The following is a 16,566-nucleotide window of genomic DNA, read 5'->3' as shown; positions in this document are numbered from 1 at the left end:
GCCTATGGAGAGCATGAACACGGCGGCGTCCCTTTGGTCCGCTGTCGTGGTCTCGGGCGTCTATCACGGGGTCAACCCAGGCATGGGCTGGCCCCTCGCCGTGTCGGCCGCGCTGATGGCGCGCAAGACCGGCGATCTCTACAAGGCGCTCGCGGCCCTTGCCGCGGGGCACCTGCTGGCCATGGCCGCGATCCTCTTTCCCTTCTCCGCGCTGATGGTACTGGTCCAATGGCAGCGCGAGATCCAGACCGGGGCGGCCCTGTTGGTCATCGCCCTCGGGGTCTATTTGCTGATCAACCGCCGCCACCCGCGCTTTCTCGCGCGCGTGCCGCCCTCGCGTCTGGCGCTCTGGTCGTTTTTGGCCGCCATGGCCCACGGCGCGGGGCTTATGCTGGTGCCGATCTACCTCGGCATCTGCGGCACGCTCGAGACGGATTCGGGCCACGCCGCCGCCTATGACCTGATGTGGAACAACGCGACCACGGCCCTCGCCGTCGCCCTTGCCCACACCGGAGCCATGATCCTTGCAGGTGGCGCCGTCGCCGTGGGGGTCTATTACTGGCTGGGCCTCACATTTCTGCAGAAAAGCTGGTTCAACCTCGATGTGATCTGGGCGCTCAGCCTGATCCTCGTCGGCCTCATCGCCCTCATCACCGCACATTAGACCCTGCACACGCGCGCCTTGCCCTTGCTCTGGCCAGCATCCACGATAGGTGCACCAAGGACGCAACCGCACCGAAAGGGCCGCCATGAGCACAACCGAATACACTCCGCCGAAAGTCTGGACATGGGACGAGGAGAGCGGCGGCACCTGGGCCAGCACCAACCGCCCCATCGCCGGCGCCACACATGACAAGGAGCTGCCTGTCGGCAAGCACCCCCTGCAGCTCTATTCGCTGGCCACGCCAAACGGGCAGAAGGTCACGATCATGCTGGAAGAGCTGTTGGCGCTGGGGCATGAGGGCGCGGAATACGACGCCTGGCTCATTCGCATCGGGGATGGCGATCAGTTCGGCAGCGGCTTTGTCGAGATCAACCCGAACTCGAAGATTCCCGCGATGCTGGACACCACCACGGGCCTGCGCGTCTTCGAGAGCGCATCGATCATGATGTATCTGGCCGAGAAGTTCGACAGCGCGTTTCTGCCCACCGAACTCAAGGCCCGCACGGAATGCCTCAACTGGCTCTTCTGGCTGCAGGGCTCCGCGCCCTATCTGGGCGGCGGCTTCGGTCATTTCTACGCCTACGCGCCCTTCAAGCAGGAATACCCGATCAACCGTTTCGCGATGGAGACAAAACGGCAATTGGATGTGCTCGACCGTCATCTGGCCGATCACGAGTATCTCGCGGGCGAGGACTACACGATTGCCGATATGGTCACCTGGCCCTGGTACGGACGCACCGTGCGGGGCGAGAGCTATGACGCGGGCGAGTTCCTCAGTGTGCATGAGTATGAGAACGTGATCCGCTGGGAAAAGCAGATCGCCGCGCGTCCGGCGGTGCAGCGCGGCGTCAAGGTGAACAAGGTGAACGGCCCGCTCGACCAACAGCTGCACGAGCGCCACGACGCCAGTGATTTCGACACCAAGACGCAGGACAAGATCGGCGAGGAGGTTTGAGCATCCCGGGCGCGCGCTGCGCCGATATCCCGCCCCGCTGAAAAGCCGGGCCTCGCCCGACCTCCCACCAGAGGGCGATTTAGACGTCACAAACAGCCCGACGCCGGCCTTGTCCGCAGTGCTCCACAAAGCAAACGCCTAGCAAACGCCCTCCGGGTCGGGCGATGCCCGTGCGCCAAGGGGCGGCCCAAGGCCCGCCCTACCCGCGGCGGCTCCGGCCCACCTGGCGACAAATCAGGATCACGGGAAGGAGGCCGATGGCCACGATCACGAGGCTCGGGACCGCAGCGCCCTCCAAGCGTTCGTCGCTCGCCAGGCGATAGGCCTGCACCGCCAGCGTGTCATAGTTGAAGGGCCGCATGATCAGCGTCGCGGGTAGCTCCTTCATCACGTCAACGAAGACGATCAGCAGCGCGGTCAGCAGGCTCGGCGCCAGGATCGGCAGGTGTACCCGGCGCAGCGTCCCCGTCGGCGTCTGCCCCAGCGACCTTGCGGCGGCATCCATGTTCGAGGGCACCAGCGCCTGCCCCCCCTCGTAGGCCCCCAGCGCCGCCGCAAGGAACCGCACCATATAGGCCGCCACGAGGAGCCAGATCGACCCGGTGATCAACAGCCCCGTCGAGATGTCGAAGCGCGCCCGCATGACCGCATCCAGCGCGTTGTCAAAGGCGGCAAAAGGCACCAGCAGCCCCACGGCAATCACCCCGCCCGGGACTGCGTAGCCAAGCCGGGCCACATAGCCCGCCCCGAAAGACAGCCGCCCCGGGCGCAGCCGCTGGAAGAACCCCACGGTGATGGCTGCCCCGACCGTGCAAAGCGCCGCCACAGCCGCCAGCGTCAGCGAGTTCTGGATGAACCCCAGATAGCGCGGGCTTGCGAGGTTCTGCTCCGACCCAAGACCCATCGAGAACAGAACGATCACTGGCAGCACAGCGCCCAGCAGCACCGGCACCCCACAGAGCACGGCCGCCAGCACCGCCCGTACACCATGCAGACGGGCCGGCTCCATCCGCTGCTGTCGCCGCGATGCGTCGTGGTACTTGGCGCCACCCCGTTGAGTCCGCTCCAGCATCGCCAGCAGCAGCGCGAAGCTCAAGAGGCACAGCGCCAGCTGCGCCGCTCCGGCGCGATCCGCCAGCGAGAACCAGCTTGTGTAGATCCCGGTCGCGAAGGTCTGAACGCCGAAATAGGCCACTGTCCCGAAGTCAGCAATGGTCTCCATCACCGCCAGCAGCACGCCCCCCGCAATCGCCGGACGCGCCAGCGGCAGGCTGATCTTGAAGAACGCCGACCAGGCACTTGCGCCTAGCGCACGCGCCGCAAGGAAGGTCGTGGCGCTCTGCTGCAGGAACGCCGCCCGCGCCAGCAAATAGACGTAGGGGTAGAGCACGAGGATCAGCATGGTCGCCGCCCCGCCCACCGAACGCACATCCGGGAACCAATAGTCCCGCGGCCCCCACCCCGTCACGTCGCGCAGCAGCGTCTGCACGATACCGGGATGATCCAGCACATGGGTGTAAGCATAGGCCAGCACGTAAGCGGGAAACGCCAGCGGCAGCACAAGCGCGATCTCGAAGACCCGGACGCCCGGAAACCGCGTCATAGTGACGAGCCAGGCAGCGCCTACGCCCAACGCGAAGGTGCCCAGCGAGACCATCAGCACAAGCCACAACGTGGTTGCGGTGTAGCGCAGCAGAACGGTGTCCATCAGATGTGCGATTGTCTCTGTCCCGCCGCTCAGCGCCGCGATGACCACCGCAACCATGGGCAGAGCACAGACCGTCGCGGCCAGCAACGCAATGGCGGCCAAAGCCCGCAGCCCCTCTGTCGCGTGGCGGCGCGGTGCGGAAACGGGCAATGAGGGCACATCAGACATGAGCCTCTTTTTCGACAAATTCAGTCAGAAAGGCCAGAGCGTTCCGGATCGCGCCCTTCGAATATCGCCCGCGCGGTGTCGAAGATCGCGGGTTCGGTCAGAATGAGCATATGCGCATGTCCGGGGAAGCGGCGCAGGGGGACCTCGCCGAGCGTTGCAGCGAAAGCGCGAGTCTGGTTGGTGGAGAACACCGAATCCTCGTCGCCGATAAGCAGGGTCACGGACTCTGGCTTCGGCACCGGTGTCTTGGGCCCCAGCCATCGTTTGAGCCCACCTGCATGCGCCCGCAACAGCCCGTTCTCCGGGTATACCATGCGTGCCGCACGGGCTTCTGTGAACTGGCGGCTTTTCTCGCGCGTGTCGACATGCTGCAGCACCGCCCGCCCGAAGAGCAGGATCCGGTAGTACTCCAGCCAGACGGGCCGCACCCGCAAAGAACGCACCCGCCACGCCACCCCGAGCACATCCCGCGTGGTGCCAAGCATCGTGCGCCACCCGCCCGCGCCGGGAAGTCCGGGGGCAATGGCAACGGTGCGCACCGCATCGCCCAGAAGCGCGGCTGCTTCGATCACTATGGCCCCACCCGTTGAGAAACCCAGAAGGCCGATCTGCCTGTGGGGGTATGCGCGGGCGAAAGCCACGATTTGGCCGGCGGCCTGCACGATGTCGAGCGGCGGTGACAGGGGCCGCCCGTCGAGACCGGGGAACGGGTAGAACACAGGCTCCCACCCCGCGGAGCGCCAGGTCAGCACGGGATCGAAGATCTCAATCCGGGTGAGCGCGCCCGGTGCGCAGATCACAAGCCGCTCGGCCTGCGCCACTGCATCGGCGTCGTAGATCAGCGCGGAAGGATCGGTCTGCGTCACTCGTAGCTGCGCTGGTCCTCGATCACCAACCCGTCGCGCGGCAGGCTGCCGGGGCTGACCACCTCGACCGCGCCCTTGAGCTTCAGCACATCCATCACGCTTTGGGAGAAGGCCTCGGCGGAGCCACCCGCCGCTTCCAGCTGGACCGTCATCACATCCTGCGCGCCTTCGCGCCGCGCAATCACCCGGGCGCGCGCGATTTCGTCGTGCCGCGCCACCAAAGCCGCCACTTGCTCGGGCCGGACAAACATACCCTTGATCTTGGTGGTCTGATCGGCCCGCCCCATCCAGCCCTTGATGCGCGTGTTCGTGCGCCCGCAGGGGCTGTCGCCCGGCATGACCGCGCTCAGGTCGCCCGTTGCAAAGCGGATCAGCGGATAGTCGGGGTTCAGCGTGGTCACGACAACCTCGCCCACGTCGCCTTCAGGCACGGGATCGCCGGTGCCCGGGGTGACAATCTCCACGATCACCCCTTCATCGACAATCATGCCCTCCATCGCGGGGCTCTCATATGCAATATTGCCAAGATCGGCGGTCGCATAGCATTGCAAACAGGCGATCCCCCGCTCGGCATATTCGGCGCGCATGGCGGGGAAGAGCGCGCCGCCGCCCACCGCTGCCTTGGTGATGCCCAACGACACCCCAAGTTCATCGGCCTTGTCGAGGATCACCTTCAGATAGTCCGGCGTCCCTGCATAGGCGGTCGTACCCACCGCTGCTGCCGCCTGCAACTGCAACTCGGTCTGCCCGGTCCCCGCCGGCAGGACCCGCGCGCCCACCGCCCGCGCACCGCTCTCAAAGATCATGCCCGCAGGCGTCAGGTGATAGCCAAAGCAGTTCTGCACCACGTCATCCGCGCCAATCCCCGCCGCATGCAGAAACCGTCCCATGCGCCACCAGTCATGGCTCACCCCGCCGGGCTCATAGATCGGCCCGGGCGACTGGAACACATGCGCCGCATTGGCCACCGGAATGCCGCCAAAGGGCGGCTTTTCGGCCTGCCACGCCGCCAGGTCGGATTTGCGCAGCACCGGCAACTTCGGCAGATCGCTCAGCCCGGTGATCTCCACATCCTCGGCGAGGCAATTGCCGTCCGCCGCCCGCACGCGCGCCACCTGCGCAACCAGCGCCTCGCCCTGCGCCGCGGCCCGCGCATCCGAACTGCGCACCTCCAGATCGTCGTAAAATCCGCTCATCTCACTCCGCCGCCACGGTAAACGGCGCATCCGCGCGCACAATATGGGTGGTCACGATCTCCATGGGCGCATCCCCAAGATTCGTGACCCCGCCATGCACTTGCCCCTCGGGGAAGAACATCGGCGTGCCGGCGGCAAACTCCACCTCCTTGCCGTTGGGCAAGAGCGCGCGCCCGCCCACAACGACCACCGCATGCTCATCGCCGGGATGCGTGTGCAGCGGAATGCGCCCGCCCGGCATGAGCTTCAACTCCGAGACAATGACAACCGTGCCCTCCGCGCCGCTCAAGGGCTGCTCGTTCAGCACCTCGCGCTGCACCAGATCCTCCGCCCAGCCCGGCGCGGCCAGCACGAGCGCCATCAAGGCAAAACCCACCTGCTTCATCATGTCCCCCCCCTTATGACAACCACCTCTTGCGCCGACGATAACTGCGTACGTCGCGGAAGGACTTCCGCCCTTCCTCCGACATGCCCAGATAGAACTCCTTCACATCTGGGTTCTCCCGAAGCTCCGCCGCGGGCCCGTCCATCACCACCCGACCCGACTCCAGGATGTAACCGTAATGCGCAAAGCGCAGCGCCACATTGGTGTTCTGCTCCGCCAGCAGGATCGTGACGCCCTGCTCCTCGTTGATGGACTTCACGATCTCGAAAATCTGCTCCACCAGCTGCGGCGCCAGCCCCATCGAAGGCTCGTCCAGCAGGATCGTTTCCGGCTTGGACATCAGCGCGCGGCCAATCGCCGTCATCTGCTGCTCGCCCCCGGAGGTATAGCCCGCTTGTGACTTGCGTCTCTCCTTCAGACGCGGAAAATATCCGTAGACCATCTCCAGATCCGCCTGAATCGCCGCATTGCCGTCCTTGCGGGTGTAAGCGCCGGTCAGCAGGTTTTCCTCGACGGTCAGATGCTCAAAGCAATGCCGCCCCTCCATCACCTGTACCACCCCGCGCTTCACCGTCTCCGCCGGGTCCGCATGATGAATGGGTTCCCCATGATACTTGATAGAGCCCTTGGTCACCTCGCCCCGCTCAGACGCAAGGAGCCCGGAAATCGCTTTCAGCGTCGTGGTCTTGCCCGCCCCGTTGCCCCCCAGAAGCGCGGTGATCCCGCCCTTCGGCACGGTCAGGCTCACGCCCTTCAGCACAAGGATCACATGATTATAGATCACCTCGATGTTCTTCACATCGAGCACCGTTTCCGCCCGAACCGCAGGCGCCTGCGTTGTGTCCAGCATAGGCTTCACCCGTCCAGAAATACTCAAAATCCCCCGGCGACAGCACAGGCCGCCGCCGGGGGGATGCACATCAGTTGCAATTACTCTCGATGTTGTTCTCCGCCTTGTAGGCGGCGGAATCCTCATCGATGAGCGGTTGGATGATCTCCATATCCGTGGGCGCGAAATCGGCGATTTGTACGAACTCACCGGCCGCCGCATCCCACTGCGTCACAGCCACAAGGCCATCGCCACCATGGTTCTCGCAGGACACGGTGAACTCCGGCCCGAAGCCCGGCACGCCATTGGCCGCCATGATCTCTTCGGTGATCACAAGATTCTCCATCCCGTCGCGCATCTGGCCGGAGGTGATATCGGCCACCCCATGCATCTCCTGCGCCACCTTCACCGCCTCGGCCGCCAGCATCGCCGCATAGAGGCCACGGTTGTAAGGAACGGTACCCAACTGATCGCCCGCGCCCGCAGCTTTGCCGGCCTCGACTACATACTGCCGCAGATCGTCATAGAGCGGGAAGTCATCGCCCACCGCCGACATGGACAGCGCCTTGTAGCCGTTGGCCTTGTCGCCCGCAGGCTGCACGTCAATCTCCGCGCCCGACCACCAGATGCCGATGAAATTCTCCATCGGGAAGCGGATGTTCGCAGCCTCCTGGATCGCCACCTGGTTCATCACGCCCCAGCCATACATGATCACATTGTCAGGCCGCTCGCGGCGGATTTGCAGCCACTGCGACTTCTGCTCCTGGCCGGGGTGATCGACCGCCAGCTGCAGCAGCTCGAACCCGTGTTTTTCCGACAGCTTCTCCAGCGTGCGGATCGGCTCCTTGCCGTAAGCCGAGTTGTGATAGACCAGCGCGATCTTCTTGCCCGAGATATCGCCGCCGTTGACATCGAGGATGTGGTTGATCGCCGCCGAGGCGCCATTCCAGTAGTTCGCCGGGTAGTTAAACACATGGCTGAACACATCGCCGTTGGCCGCCGAGGTGCGCCCGTAGCCCATGGAGTGGATCGGGATATCATCAGCGGTCGCCTTCGGGATCAGCTGATAGGTGATGCCGGTCGAGAGCGGCTGATAGACCAGCGCGCCTTCGCCCTTGGTGCTCTCATAGCACTCCACACCCTTCTCGGTGTTGTAGCCCGTTTCGCATTCGACCACGCGGGTCATCACCCCACCGATACCGCCATCCCGCTCGTTCAGCAGCGTGAAGTAGTCGGCATAGCCATCTGCAAAGGGGATGCCCCCTGCGGCATAAGGCCCGGTGCGGTAGCTGAGGCTCGGAAAGACAAGATCCGCCATCACGGGGCTTGCCGCCATCAGGCCCGCCACGGCCCATGTACCCAGTTTGTAGTTCATCGGTGATACCTCCCTTGGTTTTTGTCCGATGTGCCGGTGGCCCGGCGCTTTTCTTTACAAGGGGTGGCCTGAAAGCCCACCCCACCTGTCAGTTGCTCAGTGCGGGAACGGCCACAGCCGCAATTTCTCCTTGGCCACCCGCCAGAGCTGCGCGAGCCCATGCGGTTCCGCGATGAGAAACACCACGATCAGCCCGCCCACGATCACGAGGTTCAGATGCGCCACGATATCCGTGGGCCAGCCGAACCAATCGACCCCGATGATCTTGAGAAGCACCGGCAACAGCACGAGAAACGCCGCCCCCGCAAAGCTGCCGAAGATCGAGCCGAGGCCCCCGATGATGATCATGAAGAGCACGAGGAAGGACTTGGTGATCCCAAAGGCCTCGCCTACCTCCACAGCACCGAGATAGACCGCAAAGAAGAGCGCGCCCGAGATGCCCACGAAGAAGGAGCTCACCGCAAAGGCCGTCAGCTTGGCCTTCAGCGGGTTCACCCCGATGATCTCAGCCGCGATGTCCATATCGCGGATTGCCATCCACTGCCGCCCCACGGACCCACGTGTGAGGTTCCGCGCGACCACAGCGGAGAAGATCGTGAAGATCAGGCAGAACATATAGGTCGCCCAGGCTTCCGTATTCGGCCCGGTGATCAGGATGCCGAAGGTGTCCCGCTGTGGCGCGTTGATCTGGCCCGAGGCTGAGTAATTGTAGAACCAGCTCACCTTGTTGAAGAGCCACACCAGGAAGAACTGCGCCGCCAGCGTCGCCACCGCCAGGTAGAACCCCTTGATCCGCAAGCTGGGCAGCCCAAAGAGCACGCCCACCATCGCCGTGATCCCGCCCGCCAGCAGCACATGAATGAACATGCTGACCTCCGGGAACCCCGTCATCAGCTTGTAGCACGCATAGGCGCCCACCGCCATGAACCCGCCGGTGCCCAAGGACACCTGGCCGCAGTAGCCCACCAGGATGTTCAGCCCGATCGCGGCGATTGCATAGATCAGGAACGGCATGAAGATCGAATTTACCCAGTAGTCATTGATCACGAAGGGGATGATCACCACCGCAATGAACAGCACCACGTAATAGCGATACCGGTCGAACTTGATCGGAAAGGTCTGGCTGTCCTGCGGGTAGGTGGTACTGAAATCCCCGGCCTCACGATAGAACATCAGTAGAGCAGCTCCTTGATTTCGCGGAATTTATCCGTGTAGTGGAAGTTGATCATCCGAAAGGAACTACCCTGCGCCTCCCCCGAGACCGTCCAATAGACGATCCGGCCGTCGTGTTCGGTCATGAAGATCTCTGAGATGAACTCCGGATTCTGCCGGGCCCGCTTGATCGTGACGCATTTCATGTCTTCTTCTGGCAGAATGGCCTTCAGACCATCGGCCAATTGCTTTTTCGCTGCGTCTGCAATCTCGAAATCTTCGAACGCCTGGTCGAAGCGGCCCTCACTGACCAGTTCCTTGACCCGTTCCAGGCCCGCGCTTGGTGGCGGGTCCGAAAAGCCGGAACACTCTGCTCCTGCCGATGCGGCCAGACACAGGCTCGCAAGTGCAGCGCACCCTAGATGATCGAACGCACGCATCAGGCGTCTCCTGCCAGGCGGCGATTGCACCCGTTAACCACATCACAATCTTTCACGGATTCTCCCCATTTCGCCCCATTTCCCCTGCCACATCTGCCGTTGGGGGCAGGAGTGGGATCAATGACGGCCATCCTGAAGGATCTGCGCGAGCTCGACGCCCGTCTGAGCCGCGGCGAGATCACCGATGTGGAATACATAGCGCGGCGGAGCGCGCTAATCGACAGCATCGACGTTGTCGAAACCGAATTCGTCGCGCATGAAACCCCCGCAGACCCCCCCGACACGAAGCTGCCCGGGCCAATGAAATGGGGCTTCGGCATCGTTGTCTGCCTCGGCATCATTGGCGTCTGTCTGTGCTTTGCGATGCTGATCTTTGGCGACATGAACCTCGCGCTGACCCTCGGCGTGACGATCCTCGCCGCCCTCACGGTCGCCCTCTTCCGCAGCCTCGAAGAATGAGCCTGCAGGGGGTCTGCCAGTTCGCGGCGGACACGCTCTAGTGGGGCACCTCTGTGTCGCTGCTCACACACGTTCAATGATCTTCTCCCCAAAGAGCCCCTGCGGGCGGAACACCAGGAAAACCAGCGCCAGCATATAGGCAAACCAGTTCTCCGTTGCGCCCCCCAGATACGGCAGGCCGATCCAGAACTCAAAAAGCTTCTCCCCCACCCCGATGATCAGCCCACCGACAATCGCGCCAGGAATCGAGGTGAAGCCCCCCAGCATCAGGACCGGCAGCGCCTTCAGGGCAATCAGGCTCAGCGAAAACTGCACCCCAGATTTCGCACCCCACATGATCCCAGCCACAAGGGCGACAAACCCTGCCAGCGACCACACCAGAATCCAGATGAAATTCAGCGACACGCCGACGCTCAGCGCCGCCTGATGGTCATCGGCAACGGCGCGCATCGCGCGCCCTTGTTTGGTGTATTGCGCAAAGGCCACCAGCGCCGCCACCAGGACAATCGCCACGATGCTCGCCACGATGTCCAGATTGTCGATGAAAAGCCCATAGCCAAAGAGGTTGAAGGTCGCCTCGTCGATGGTCTCATTGATCCCTTGCGGCAGACCCACATCCAGCGTCTTGATGTCAGAGCCCCACATGAGATCGCCCACACCCTCAAGGAAATACGCAAGCCCGATGGTCGCCATGAACAGAATGATCGGTTCCTGCCCCACGAGGTAGCGGAAGATGAACCGCTGCACCATCCAGGCCAGCAGGATCATCACCGCCACGGTCATGACAATTGCCAAGAGCGCGGGCAGCTCCCAGCCGAAATAGTGGATCTCCGTGCCGAAGATTGCATTGATCAGATGCGCAAAGGGCACCTGCCCATTCATGATCCCGTAAAGGGTCATGGCCGCGAACAGCGCCATGACCCCCTGCGCAAAGTTGAAGATACCGCTGGCCTTGTAGATCAGAACAAAGCCCAAGGCGACGAGCGCGTAGAGCACCCCCGCCATGAGCCCGTTGAGAAATACCTCGATCGTAAAGGCCAGCTGTTCCGGCATCAGTTTGCTCCTTGCCCCAGCAGAAGCCGCGTGTGTTCGCGCTCCGGCTGATACGAGACTTTGAGCCGGGTCAGACCCGCCTCGCTCAGGTTCCAGTTCAAGGTGATCTCGGTCACCCGCCCGTCCTCACGGGGGGCGGCCAGGAAAACGGCCGCATAGGCGCGCGGCATCTCGCGCTTCGAGACAGGTTCGAACGGGGCCGTGGCCGCAAACTGCGCCCCTTCCCCTTCCCGCCAGTCGCGATAGGCGAGCAGCAGGTCGGAATACTGCATCCCCGTCATCAGAAGCTCACACGACGGGTAGTCATCCCCGTAAACCACAGCAACCTGTGGATTCGCCGTGGTCATATAGCCCAGCGTGACCTGCGTGAGCTCACTCGCCGCAAACCGGGCCTTCGCCCCGCTGGGAATTTCGCGCAAAGTGGAGCGGTCCAGCGACGCTGGATCGTCGAGATAAGCTGCGCAATAGGATTGATAAAGCTCGCAGGTTTCCTGCATCGCCGGGGTCGGCTGCCCGCAGAACTGCGGGCCCGCCTCGGCCTCGGTGCCTGTGAACACTACTCCAGACAGGGCGAAGGCGCCCCCTATAGCGGTTCGACTTACAGCTGAAAAACACGCATCACTTTTGGCGTTCGAGCCGAAGGCGAGAGGCAGCGAAAAATGATCCACCAAAAAGTCGAACTGCTTAAACCACCATTTACTCATGTGTACCCTCCAAACGGTATCCATTGTCCGTCTGCTCTCTGACACCGACGAAACCGTGCCGATGTGTGCTGAAGGGCAGGACCGCCGGCAGACAAAGCGGGTTCTTGCCCATTTTGCCTTGGTACCACGGAAACAATCCGCCGATGACTGGCCAATTGTTCAAAAAATATAACAGGAGTGGAGTGTTCGTGAGGGTATGGTTGGCTTGCCCAAGATGACGAAGCCAGTGTTGTCAAAACCTTGCCGCCGCAAGGACACATCTCGAAAACCCGGCGCGCATTGTTATTGTTCCTCATCATTTGAGACATATTGGAGAGACACCCAGCGATTGACTGAGCAGCAACACTGGGAAGCCCAACTACAATGACAGAGATTATCGGTCTAAGCATTTCTTCATTCCGACTAACTCGTGCCATCGCGTTTCGCTTGCCATACGGTGTACAGTTGAGCAGTCGCCTGCTTAGGTAACTCGTAAGACAAGTGAATGATCAGATGTGGATTTCGCCATCCATGACTGCGAATCTTGCGAGAATTTGGACGATCTGGTTCCATTTCTGTGTATCGGCCAGACCCAACCAATTCATCTACTTGTTTAGACCCAGCATAGTCCTTATCGGGTACCGTTTTCTGTCTCCAATAAATGCTGCAACTTTCAACCGTATTGTCAGTGCGAAGCACAATGTTCATCGCAAAAGCGCCGTCCGGCGACTCGAAAACGGTCCACGAGTCATGCTCGGACAAGAAAATCAGATTCTGCCAGAATGGCTGGTCGAATTTCTCCATTGGCTCCAGACAGCGCGAATAAAACTCGGTCCATATGTCTGCACGCAACGGCGATGCTACCACCAACGTACAAGAAGCCACCACGATCGAAACAATATGGAAGAATTTGACGCCTAAGCGCCGCACAAGATGCGAATTCAGTGGTGGCCTTTGCAGTTGGGAAACCAAACAAACCCCTACCCTACCGCCCGCAACGCACCGACGTAATACCGACGTGATACCGACGCAAAACCGACGCGCCACCGACGGACCCAAATCAGTCATGCGCGACCCCCAGATAAGCGTCGATCACCGCCTGATTTCCGCGCACCTCATCGGGCGTCCCGTCACCGATCTTCTTGCCGTAGTCCATCACGACGACTCGGTCAGAGAGGTCCATGACCACGCCCATGTCATGCTCGATGAGCGCGATGGTCGTGCCAAACTCATCATTCACGTCGAGGATAAAGCGGCTCATGTCCTCCTTTTCCTCAACATTCATCCCCGCCATCGGTTCGTCCAGCAGCAGAAGCGACGGCTCCGCCGCCAACGCCCGCGCCAGCTCCACCCGCTTTTTCAAGCCGTAGGGAAGACGCGACACCGGCGTCTTGCGGATCGCCTGAATCTCCAGAAAATCAATAATTTTTTCAGCAACCTCCCGGTTCTCCGTCTCTTCCTTCTCGGACTTGCCCAACCACAGCGCCTGGCTGAACAACCCCGTCTTCATCTTGGTAAGCCGCCCGGTCATGACGTTGTCGAGCACCGACATCCCCTCGAAGAGCGCGATGTTCTGAAACGTCCGCGCGATCCCCTGCTGCGCCACCTGGTAGGGCTTCATCGCAGGCCGCGGCGCGCCCTTGTAAAACACCTGCCCCTCCTGCGGCACATAGAACCCAGAGATGACATTCAACATCGAGGATTTGCCCGCACCATTGGGCCCGATGATCGCCCGGATCTCTCCCTCGCGGATGTCGAACGAGATATCCTTGATCGCCTCAACCCCTCCAAACCGAAGGGTAATATTGCGCATCTCCATGACGACGCCACCGATCTTGCGGCCGTCTTCGGTGGTGTAACCTTGCGATTGATCAAGCATGGCCGACCTCCAGCGTGCGCAAGCTCCGCGATATGTTAACCATCATCTGCCTAAGCTGGCGGAAGGAGCAGCAAAAGGAGACATCCCGATGCGCAATGATTGGGAACGCACCTGCCTGATATCCATGGCGGCCAAACGCAAAACCCGCGGCCTCAGCCGCGCCGAAGCGATCCGCGACATCGACGCCGCCCTGCGCGGCTTCTCGACCCGCTTCCACATCAGCCGCGCCGTTAGCGCCGCCTACGACGGCCCAGCCAAAGACCTGTGATCGCGCCCGCGCATATCCGTTGAAAGTTTCATCGACCTCACTAGTCACTCAGGCTGCCTCCCCAGATGAAAACCAATAGGTATTGAGCAGGCCAACAGCGATGTATCCCAAAAACGGCGCACCTCCCACCATTACGAGCCGAAGTGACTGTCGCTCCTCTGCCTCATCTGTTTCAATTATCCCCAACGGCCGAAAGCCCTCCGGACGGCGGATTGCGTAGCGCGCCATCGTAAGCCCCAGAAACAGGCAAAAAATCACAAACGGCGAGGAAACCGGCGCTTGAAACCAGAGGAGCAAACCACCAGCCAAGACGCCTAGACCAACAGACCTGCCTACACCTATGCGTCCGATCAGACCGTCGATAGAAGCATGTACTCTGGCTAAGAAACTCAGCACGCGCCATGCAACGTAAGACGTCGACCACATCATTCCGCCGCCATTTTCTGGGCAACCGTCTGCACCGTCGCCGAGCGCACCTCCAAGGTCGCGGAAATCGACCCCTTGCGCCCATCCTCATAAGTCACTTCGGTGACCGTGCTGACAGACCCCGACCCATCGTAAAGTGCCGCGATGATATCCGCGTATTTCTCCTCGATGATCCGGCGACGTACCTTCCGTGTCCGCGTCAACTCGCCGTCATCCGCGTCCAACTCCTTGTGCAGCACCACAAAGCGGTGCACCTGACAGCCCGACAGCATCTCGTCTTCGGCCACCGACCGGTTCACCTGCTCCACATGAGACTGGATCGTATCCATCACCTGAGGGTGGCGTGCGAGTTCCTGATAGGAGGCATAGCCGATGTTGTTCCGCTCGGCCCAGTTGCCCACGGCCGTGAGATCAATGTTGATGAAGGCCGTGCATTCGTCCCGTCCGTTCCCGAAGACCACCGCCTCCAGGATATTCGGGAAGAACTTCAGCTTGTTCTCCACATATTTGGGCGCAAAGAGCGCGCCTGACGCCATCTGCCCGACGTCCTTCGCCCGGTCGATGATGCGCAGGTGCCCGGTGTCTTCCTCCACAAAGCCCGCGTCCCCGGTCGCGACCCAGCCTTCTGCATCCTTGGTCCCGGCGGTGCTTTCGGGGTTCTTGTAGTACTCGACGAACACGCCAGGTGAGCGATAAAAGACCTCGCCATTCTCCGCGATCTTCAGCTCCACACCGGGGCAACAAACCCCCACCGTATCACTGCGCACCTCGCCGTCAGGCTGCGCGGTGATGAACACCGTGGCCTCGGTCTGACCATAGAGCTGCTTCAGGTTGATCCCCAAAGAGCGATAGAAATCAAAGATTTCCGGGCCGATCGCCTCACCCGCCGTATAGCCCACGCGCACCCGGCTCAGCCCCAGGGTGTTCTTCAACGGCCCGTAGATGAAAAGCTCCCCGAGATTGTATTTGAACCGGTCCCACTGGCTCACCGGCTGACCGTCCAGAATGGCCGGGCCCACCTTGCGCGCCTGCGCCATGCAGACGTCAAAGAGCCACTTCTTGAAGCGCCCCGCGTCCTCCATGCGGATCATCACATTGGTCAGCTGGGTCTCGAACACCCGCGGCGGGGCGAAATAATAGGTCGGCCCGATCTCGCGCAGATCCACATGCATGGTATCGGCGCTCTCGGGGCAGTTCGTGCAGAACCCCGTCCACATCGCCTGCCCGACCGAGAAGATGAAATCCCCAACCCAGGCCATCGGCAGGTACGCCAGAATATCATCACTCTGCCGCAGATCGTCGAACTCGGAGGAGGACTTCGACGTCTCGATCACGTTGCGGTTGCTCAGCACCACGCCCTTGGGTTTGCCGGTCGTGCCGGAGGTGTAGAGCATGACGCAGGTGCTGTCGTAGTCAAGCTTGTCTTGCCGCGCGGTCAGCTCGCCCGACAGCTCGTCGCGCTTGGCGCGGCCCACGTCCTGAATATGGCTGTACTGGTGTAGCCGGGAATGATCGTACGTCCGCAGTCCGCGCGGATCGAGATAGATCATCTGCTCGAAATTCGGCAGCTCGGCCTGAACCTCAATGACCTTATCGACCTGCTCCTGATCGCCGGCAATCACGAAGCGCGCGCCGCAATGCCCCAGCACGTAAGCCATCTCTTCGGCCACCGCATCCTGGTAAAGCGGCACCGGCACGGCTCCGCACATCTGTGCGGCCACCATCGACCAATAAAGATAAGGGCGGTTGCGCCCGATGATCGCGACAAAGTCGCCCTCCGCCACGCCGAGATCGAGCATCCCGAGTGCCAGCGCCTCGACCTCCTCGCGCGTCTCCGCCCAGGTCCAACTCTGCCAGATGCCATACTCCTTTTCGCGATACGCGGGCGCGTTCGCGAATTCGGTCGCATTGCGGTGCAACAGCGCCGGAACGGACTGCGGTCCGCCGACGCCCGTGGGGCTTGTCATCAACTGTTGTCCTCCCAGACCTTGCCTTTTCCAGACAAGCGCGGCGCTCCCCGCCGTCCTTCCGGTAACAATGTGACAATTACGCTCGACGTC

General features: G+C 61.9%; 16 protein-coding genes. 4 read left to right on the top strand and 12 right to left on the bottom strand.

What is annotated here, in order from left to right:
• Nucleotides 1-4 precede the first annotated feature (4 nt).
• Complete coding sequence (locus MUB52_RS02690) at nucleotides 5-664, top strand: hypothetical protein (RefSeq protein WP_263842639.1); 660 nt, start codon at nucleotides 5-7, stop codon at nucleotides 662-664.
• 85 nt (nucleotides 665-749) lie between these two features.
• The gene (gene yghU / locus MUB52_RS02685) at nucleotides 750-1,619 is read left to right on the top strand and encodes a glutathione-dependent disulfide-bond oxidoreductase (RefSeq protein ID WP_263842638.1); all 870 of its coding nucleotides are present in this window, start codon (nucleotides 750-752) and stop codon (nucleotides 1,617-1,619) included.
• Nucleotides 1,620-1,818: 199 nt separating this feature from the next.
• On the opposite strand, the gene MUB52_RS02680 is transcribed toward yghU, so the two are convergent.
• From MUB52_RS02680 to MUB52_RS02645, 8 genes are all read right to left on the bottom strand, one after another.
• Nucleotides 1,819-3,495: an ABC transporter permease gene (locus MUB52_RS02680; RefSeq protein WP_263842637.1), complete on the bottom strand. Its 1,677-nt coding sequence runs from the start codon at nucleotides 3,493-3,495 to the stop codon at nucleotides 1,819-1,821.
• A 20-nt stretch (nucleotides 3,496-3,515) separates the two neighbouring features.
• On the bottom strand, nucleotides 3,516-4,361 hold the full coding sequence (locus MUB52_RS02675; RefSeq protein WP_263842636.1) for an alpha/beta fold hydrolase: 846 nt from the start codon (nucleotides 4,359-4,361) through the stop codon (nucleotides 3,516-3,518).
• Entirely contained in the window at nucleotides 4,358-5,557 is a 1,200-nt protein-coding gene (locus MUB52_RS02670) for a phenylacetate--CoA ligase family protein (RefSeq protein WP_263842635.1), read from the bottom strand. The genes MUB52_RS02675 and MUB52_RS02670 overlap by 4 nt, the downstream gene beginning before the upstream one ends.
• A 1-nt stretch (nucleotide 5,558) precedes the next feature.
• Nucleotides 5,559-5,945, bottom strand: a complete 387-nt coding sequence (locus tag MUB52_RS02665) for a cupin domain-containing protein (RefSeq protein WP_263842634.1) — start codon at nucleotides 5,943-5,945, stop codon at nucleotides 5,559-5,561.
• A 10-nt stretch (nucleotides 5,946-5,955) separates the two neighbouring features.
• Complete coding sequence (locus tag MUB52_RS02660) at nucleotides 5,956-6,792, bottom strand: ABC transporter ATP-binding protein (RefSeq protein ID WP_263842633.1); 837 nt, start codon at nucleotides 6,790-6,792, stop codon at nucleotides 5,956-5,958.
• Between the two features lie 70 nt (nucleotides 6,793-6,862).
• On the bottom strand, nucleotides 6,863-8,146 hold the full coding sequence (locus tag MUB52_RS02655) for an ABC transporter substrate-binding protein (RefSeq protein ID WP_263842632.1): 1,284 nt from the start codon (nucleotides 8,144-8,146) through the stop codon (nucleotides 6,863-6,865).
• 96 nt (nucleotides 8,147-8,242) lie between these two features.
• The gene (locus tag MUB52_RS02650) at nucleotides 8,243-9,319 is read right to left on the bottom strand and encodes a branched-chain amino acid ABC transporter permease (RefSeq protein ID WP_263842631.1); all 1,077 of its coding nucleotides are present in this window, start codon (nucleotides 9,317-9,319) and stop codon (nucleotides 8,243-8,245) included.
• A complete protein-coding gene (locus tag MUB52_RS02645) occupies nucleotides 9,319-9,738 on the bottom strand; it encodes a hypothetical protein (RefSeq protein WP_263842630.1) in 420 nt (139 codons plus the stop codon). The genes MUB52_RS02650 and MUB52_RS02645 overlap by 1 nt, the downstream gene beginning before the upstream one ends.
• Before the next feature lie 120 nt (nucleotides 9,739-9,858).
• On the opposite strand from MUB52_RS02645, the gene MUB52_RS02640 reads away from it, so the two are divergent.
• Nucleotides 9,859-10,197: an SHOCT domain-containing protein gene (locus MUB52_RS02640; RefSeq protein ID WP_263842629.1), complete on the top strand. Its 339-nt coding sequence runs from the start codon at nucleotides 9,859-9,861 to the stop codon at nucleotides 10,195-10,197.
• Nucleotides 10,198-10,260: 63 nt separating this feature from the next.
• Here MUB52_RS02640 and MUB52_RS02635 read toward each other — a convergent pair whose 3' ends face one another.
• The 3 genes from MUB52_RS02635 to MUB52_RS02625 form a co-directional block, all read right to left on the bottom strand.
• Nucleotides 10,261-11,250, bottom strand: coding sequence for a branched-chain amino acid ABC transporter permease (locus MUB52_RS02635; protein ID WP_263842628.1), 990 nt, complete (start codon nucleotides 11,248-11,250; stop codon nucleotides 10,261-10,263).
• A complete protein-coding gene (locus tag MUB52_RS02630) occupies nucleotides 11,250-11,807 on the bottom strand; it encodes a hypothetical protein (RefSeq protein ID WP_263842627.1) in 558 nt (185 codons plus the stop codon). The genes MUB52_RS02635 and MUB52_RS02630 overlap by 1 nt, the downstream gene beginning before the upstream one ends.
• 1,186 nt (nucleotides 11,808-12,993) lie before the next feature.
• Nucleotides 12,994-13,812: an ABC transporter ATP-binding protein gene (locus MUB52_RS02625; protein WP_263842626.1), complete on the bottom strand. Its 819-nt coding sequence runs from the start codon at nucleotides 13,810-13,812 to the stop codon at nucleotides 12,994-12,996.
• Nucleotides 13,813-13,900: 88 nt separating this feature from the next.
• Here MUB52_RS02625 and MUB52_RS02620 point away from each other — a divergent pair, with 88 nt between their 5' ends.
• On the top strand, nucleotides 13,901-14,080 hold the full coding sequence (locus MUB52_RS02620; RefSeq protein ID WP_263842625.1) for a hypothetical protein: 180 nt from the start codon (nucleotides 13,901-13,903) through the stop codon (nucleotides 14,078-14,080).
• Nucleotides 14,081-14,505: 425 nt separating this feature from the next.
• Here the strand turns inward: MUB52_RS02620 and MUB52_RS02615 are convergent, their stop codons facing one another.
• Entirely contained in the window at nucleotides 14,506-16,473 is a 1,968-nt protein-coding gene (locus MUB52_RS02615) for an AMP-binding protein (protein ID WP_263842624.1), read from the bottom strand.
• Nucleotides 16,474-16,566: the final 93 nt, after the last annotated feature.

Origin of the sequence: Roseobacter sinensis (assembly GCF_025755255.1) — a bacterium.
GTDB classification, from domain to species: domain Bacteria; phylum Pseudomonadota; class Alphaproteobacteria; order Rhodobacterales; family Rhodobacteraceae; genus Roseobacter; species Roseobacter sinensis.
The sequence above is the reverse complement of the archived record's forward strand: the minus strand, read 5'-3'. Positions and strand labels throughout refer to the sequence as shown.

Bases quoted from the DNA above. Each gene is read 5' to 3' on its own strand.
- MUB52_RS02690 (WP_263842639.1), top strand. From the start codon at position 5: ATGGAGAGCATGAACACGGCGGCGTCCCTTTGGTCCGCTGTCGTGGTC.
- yghU (WP_263842638.1), top strand. From the start codon at position 750: ATGAGCACAACCGAATACACTCCGCCGAAAGTCTGGACATGGGACGAG.
- MUB52_RS02680 (WP_263842637.1), bottom strand. From the start codon at position 3,495: ATGTCTGATGTGCCCTCATTGCCCGTTTCCGCACCGCGCCGCCACGCG.
- MUB52_RS02670 (WP_263842635.1), bottom strand. From the start codon at position 5,557: ATGAGCGGATTTTACGACGATCTGGAGGTGCGCAGTTCGGATGCGCGG.
- MUB52_RS02665 (WP_263842634.1), bottom strand. From the start codon at position 5,945: ATGATGAAGCAGGTGGGTTTTGCCTTGATGGCGCTCGTGCTGGCCGCG.
- MUB52_RS02660 (WP_263842633.1), bottom strand. From the start codon at position 6,792: ATGCTGGACACAACGCAGGCGCCTGCGGTTCGGGCGGAAACGGTGCTC.
- MUB52_RS02655 (WP_263842632.1), bottom strand. From the start codon at position 8,146: ATGAACTACAAACTGGGTACATGGGCCGTGGCGGGCCTGATGGCGGCA.
- MUB52_RS02650 (WP_263842631.1), bottom strand. From the start codon at position 9,319: ATGTTCTATCGTGAGGCCGGGGATTTCAGTACCACCTACCCGCAGGAC.
- MUB52_RS02645 (WP_263842630.1), bottom strand. From the start codon at position 9,738: ATGCGTGCGTTCGATCATCTAGGGTGCGCTGCACTTGCGAGCCTGTGT.
- MUB52_RS02640 (WP_263842629.1), top strand. From the start codon at position 9,859: ATGACGGCCATCCTGAAGGATCTGCGCGAGCTCGACGCCCGTCTGAGC.
- MUB52_RS02635 (WP_263842628.1), bottom strand. From the start codon at position 11,250: ATGCCGGAACAGCTGGCCTTTACGATCGAGGTATTTCTCAACGGGCTC.
- MUB52_RS02625 (WP_263842626.1), bottom strand. From the start codon at position 13,812: ATGCTTGATCAATCGCAAGGTTACACCACCGAAGACGGCCGCAAGATC.
- MUB52_RS02620 (WP_263842625.1), top strand. From the start codon at position 13,901: ATGCGCAATGATTGGGAACGCACCTGCCTGATATCCATGGCGGCCAAA.
- MUB52_RS02615 (WP_263842624.1), bottom strand. From the start codon at position 16,473: ATGACAAGCCCCACGGGCGTCGGCGGACCGCAGTCCGTTCCGGCGCTG.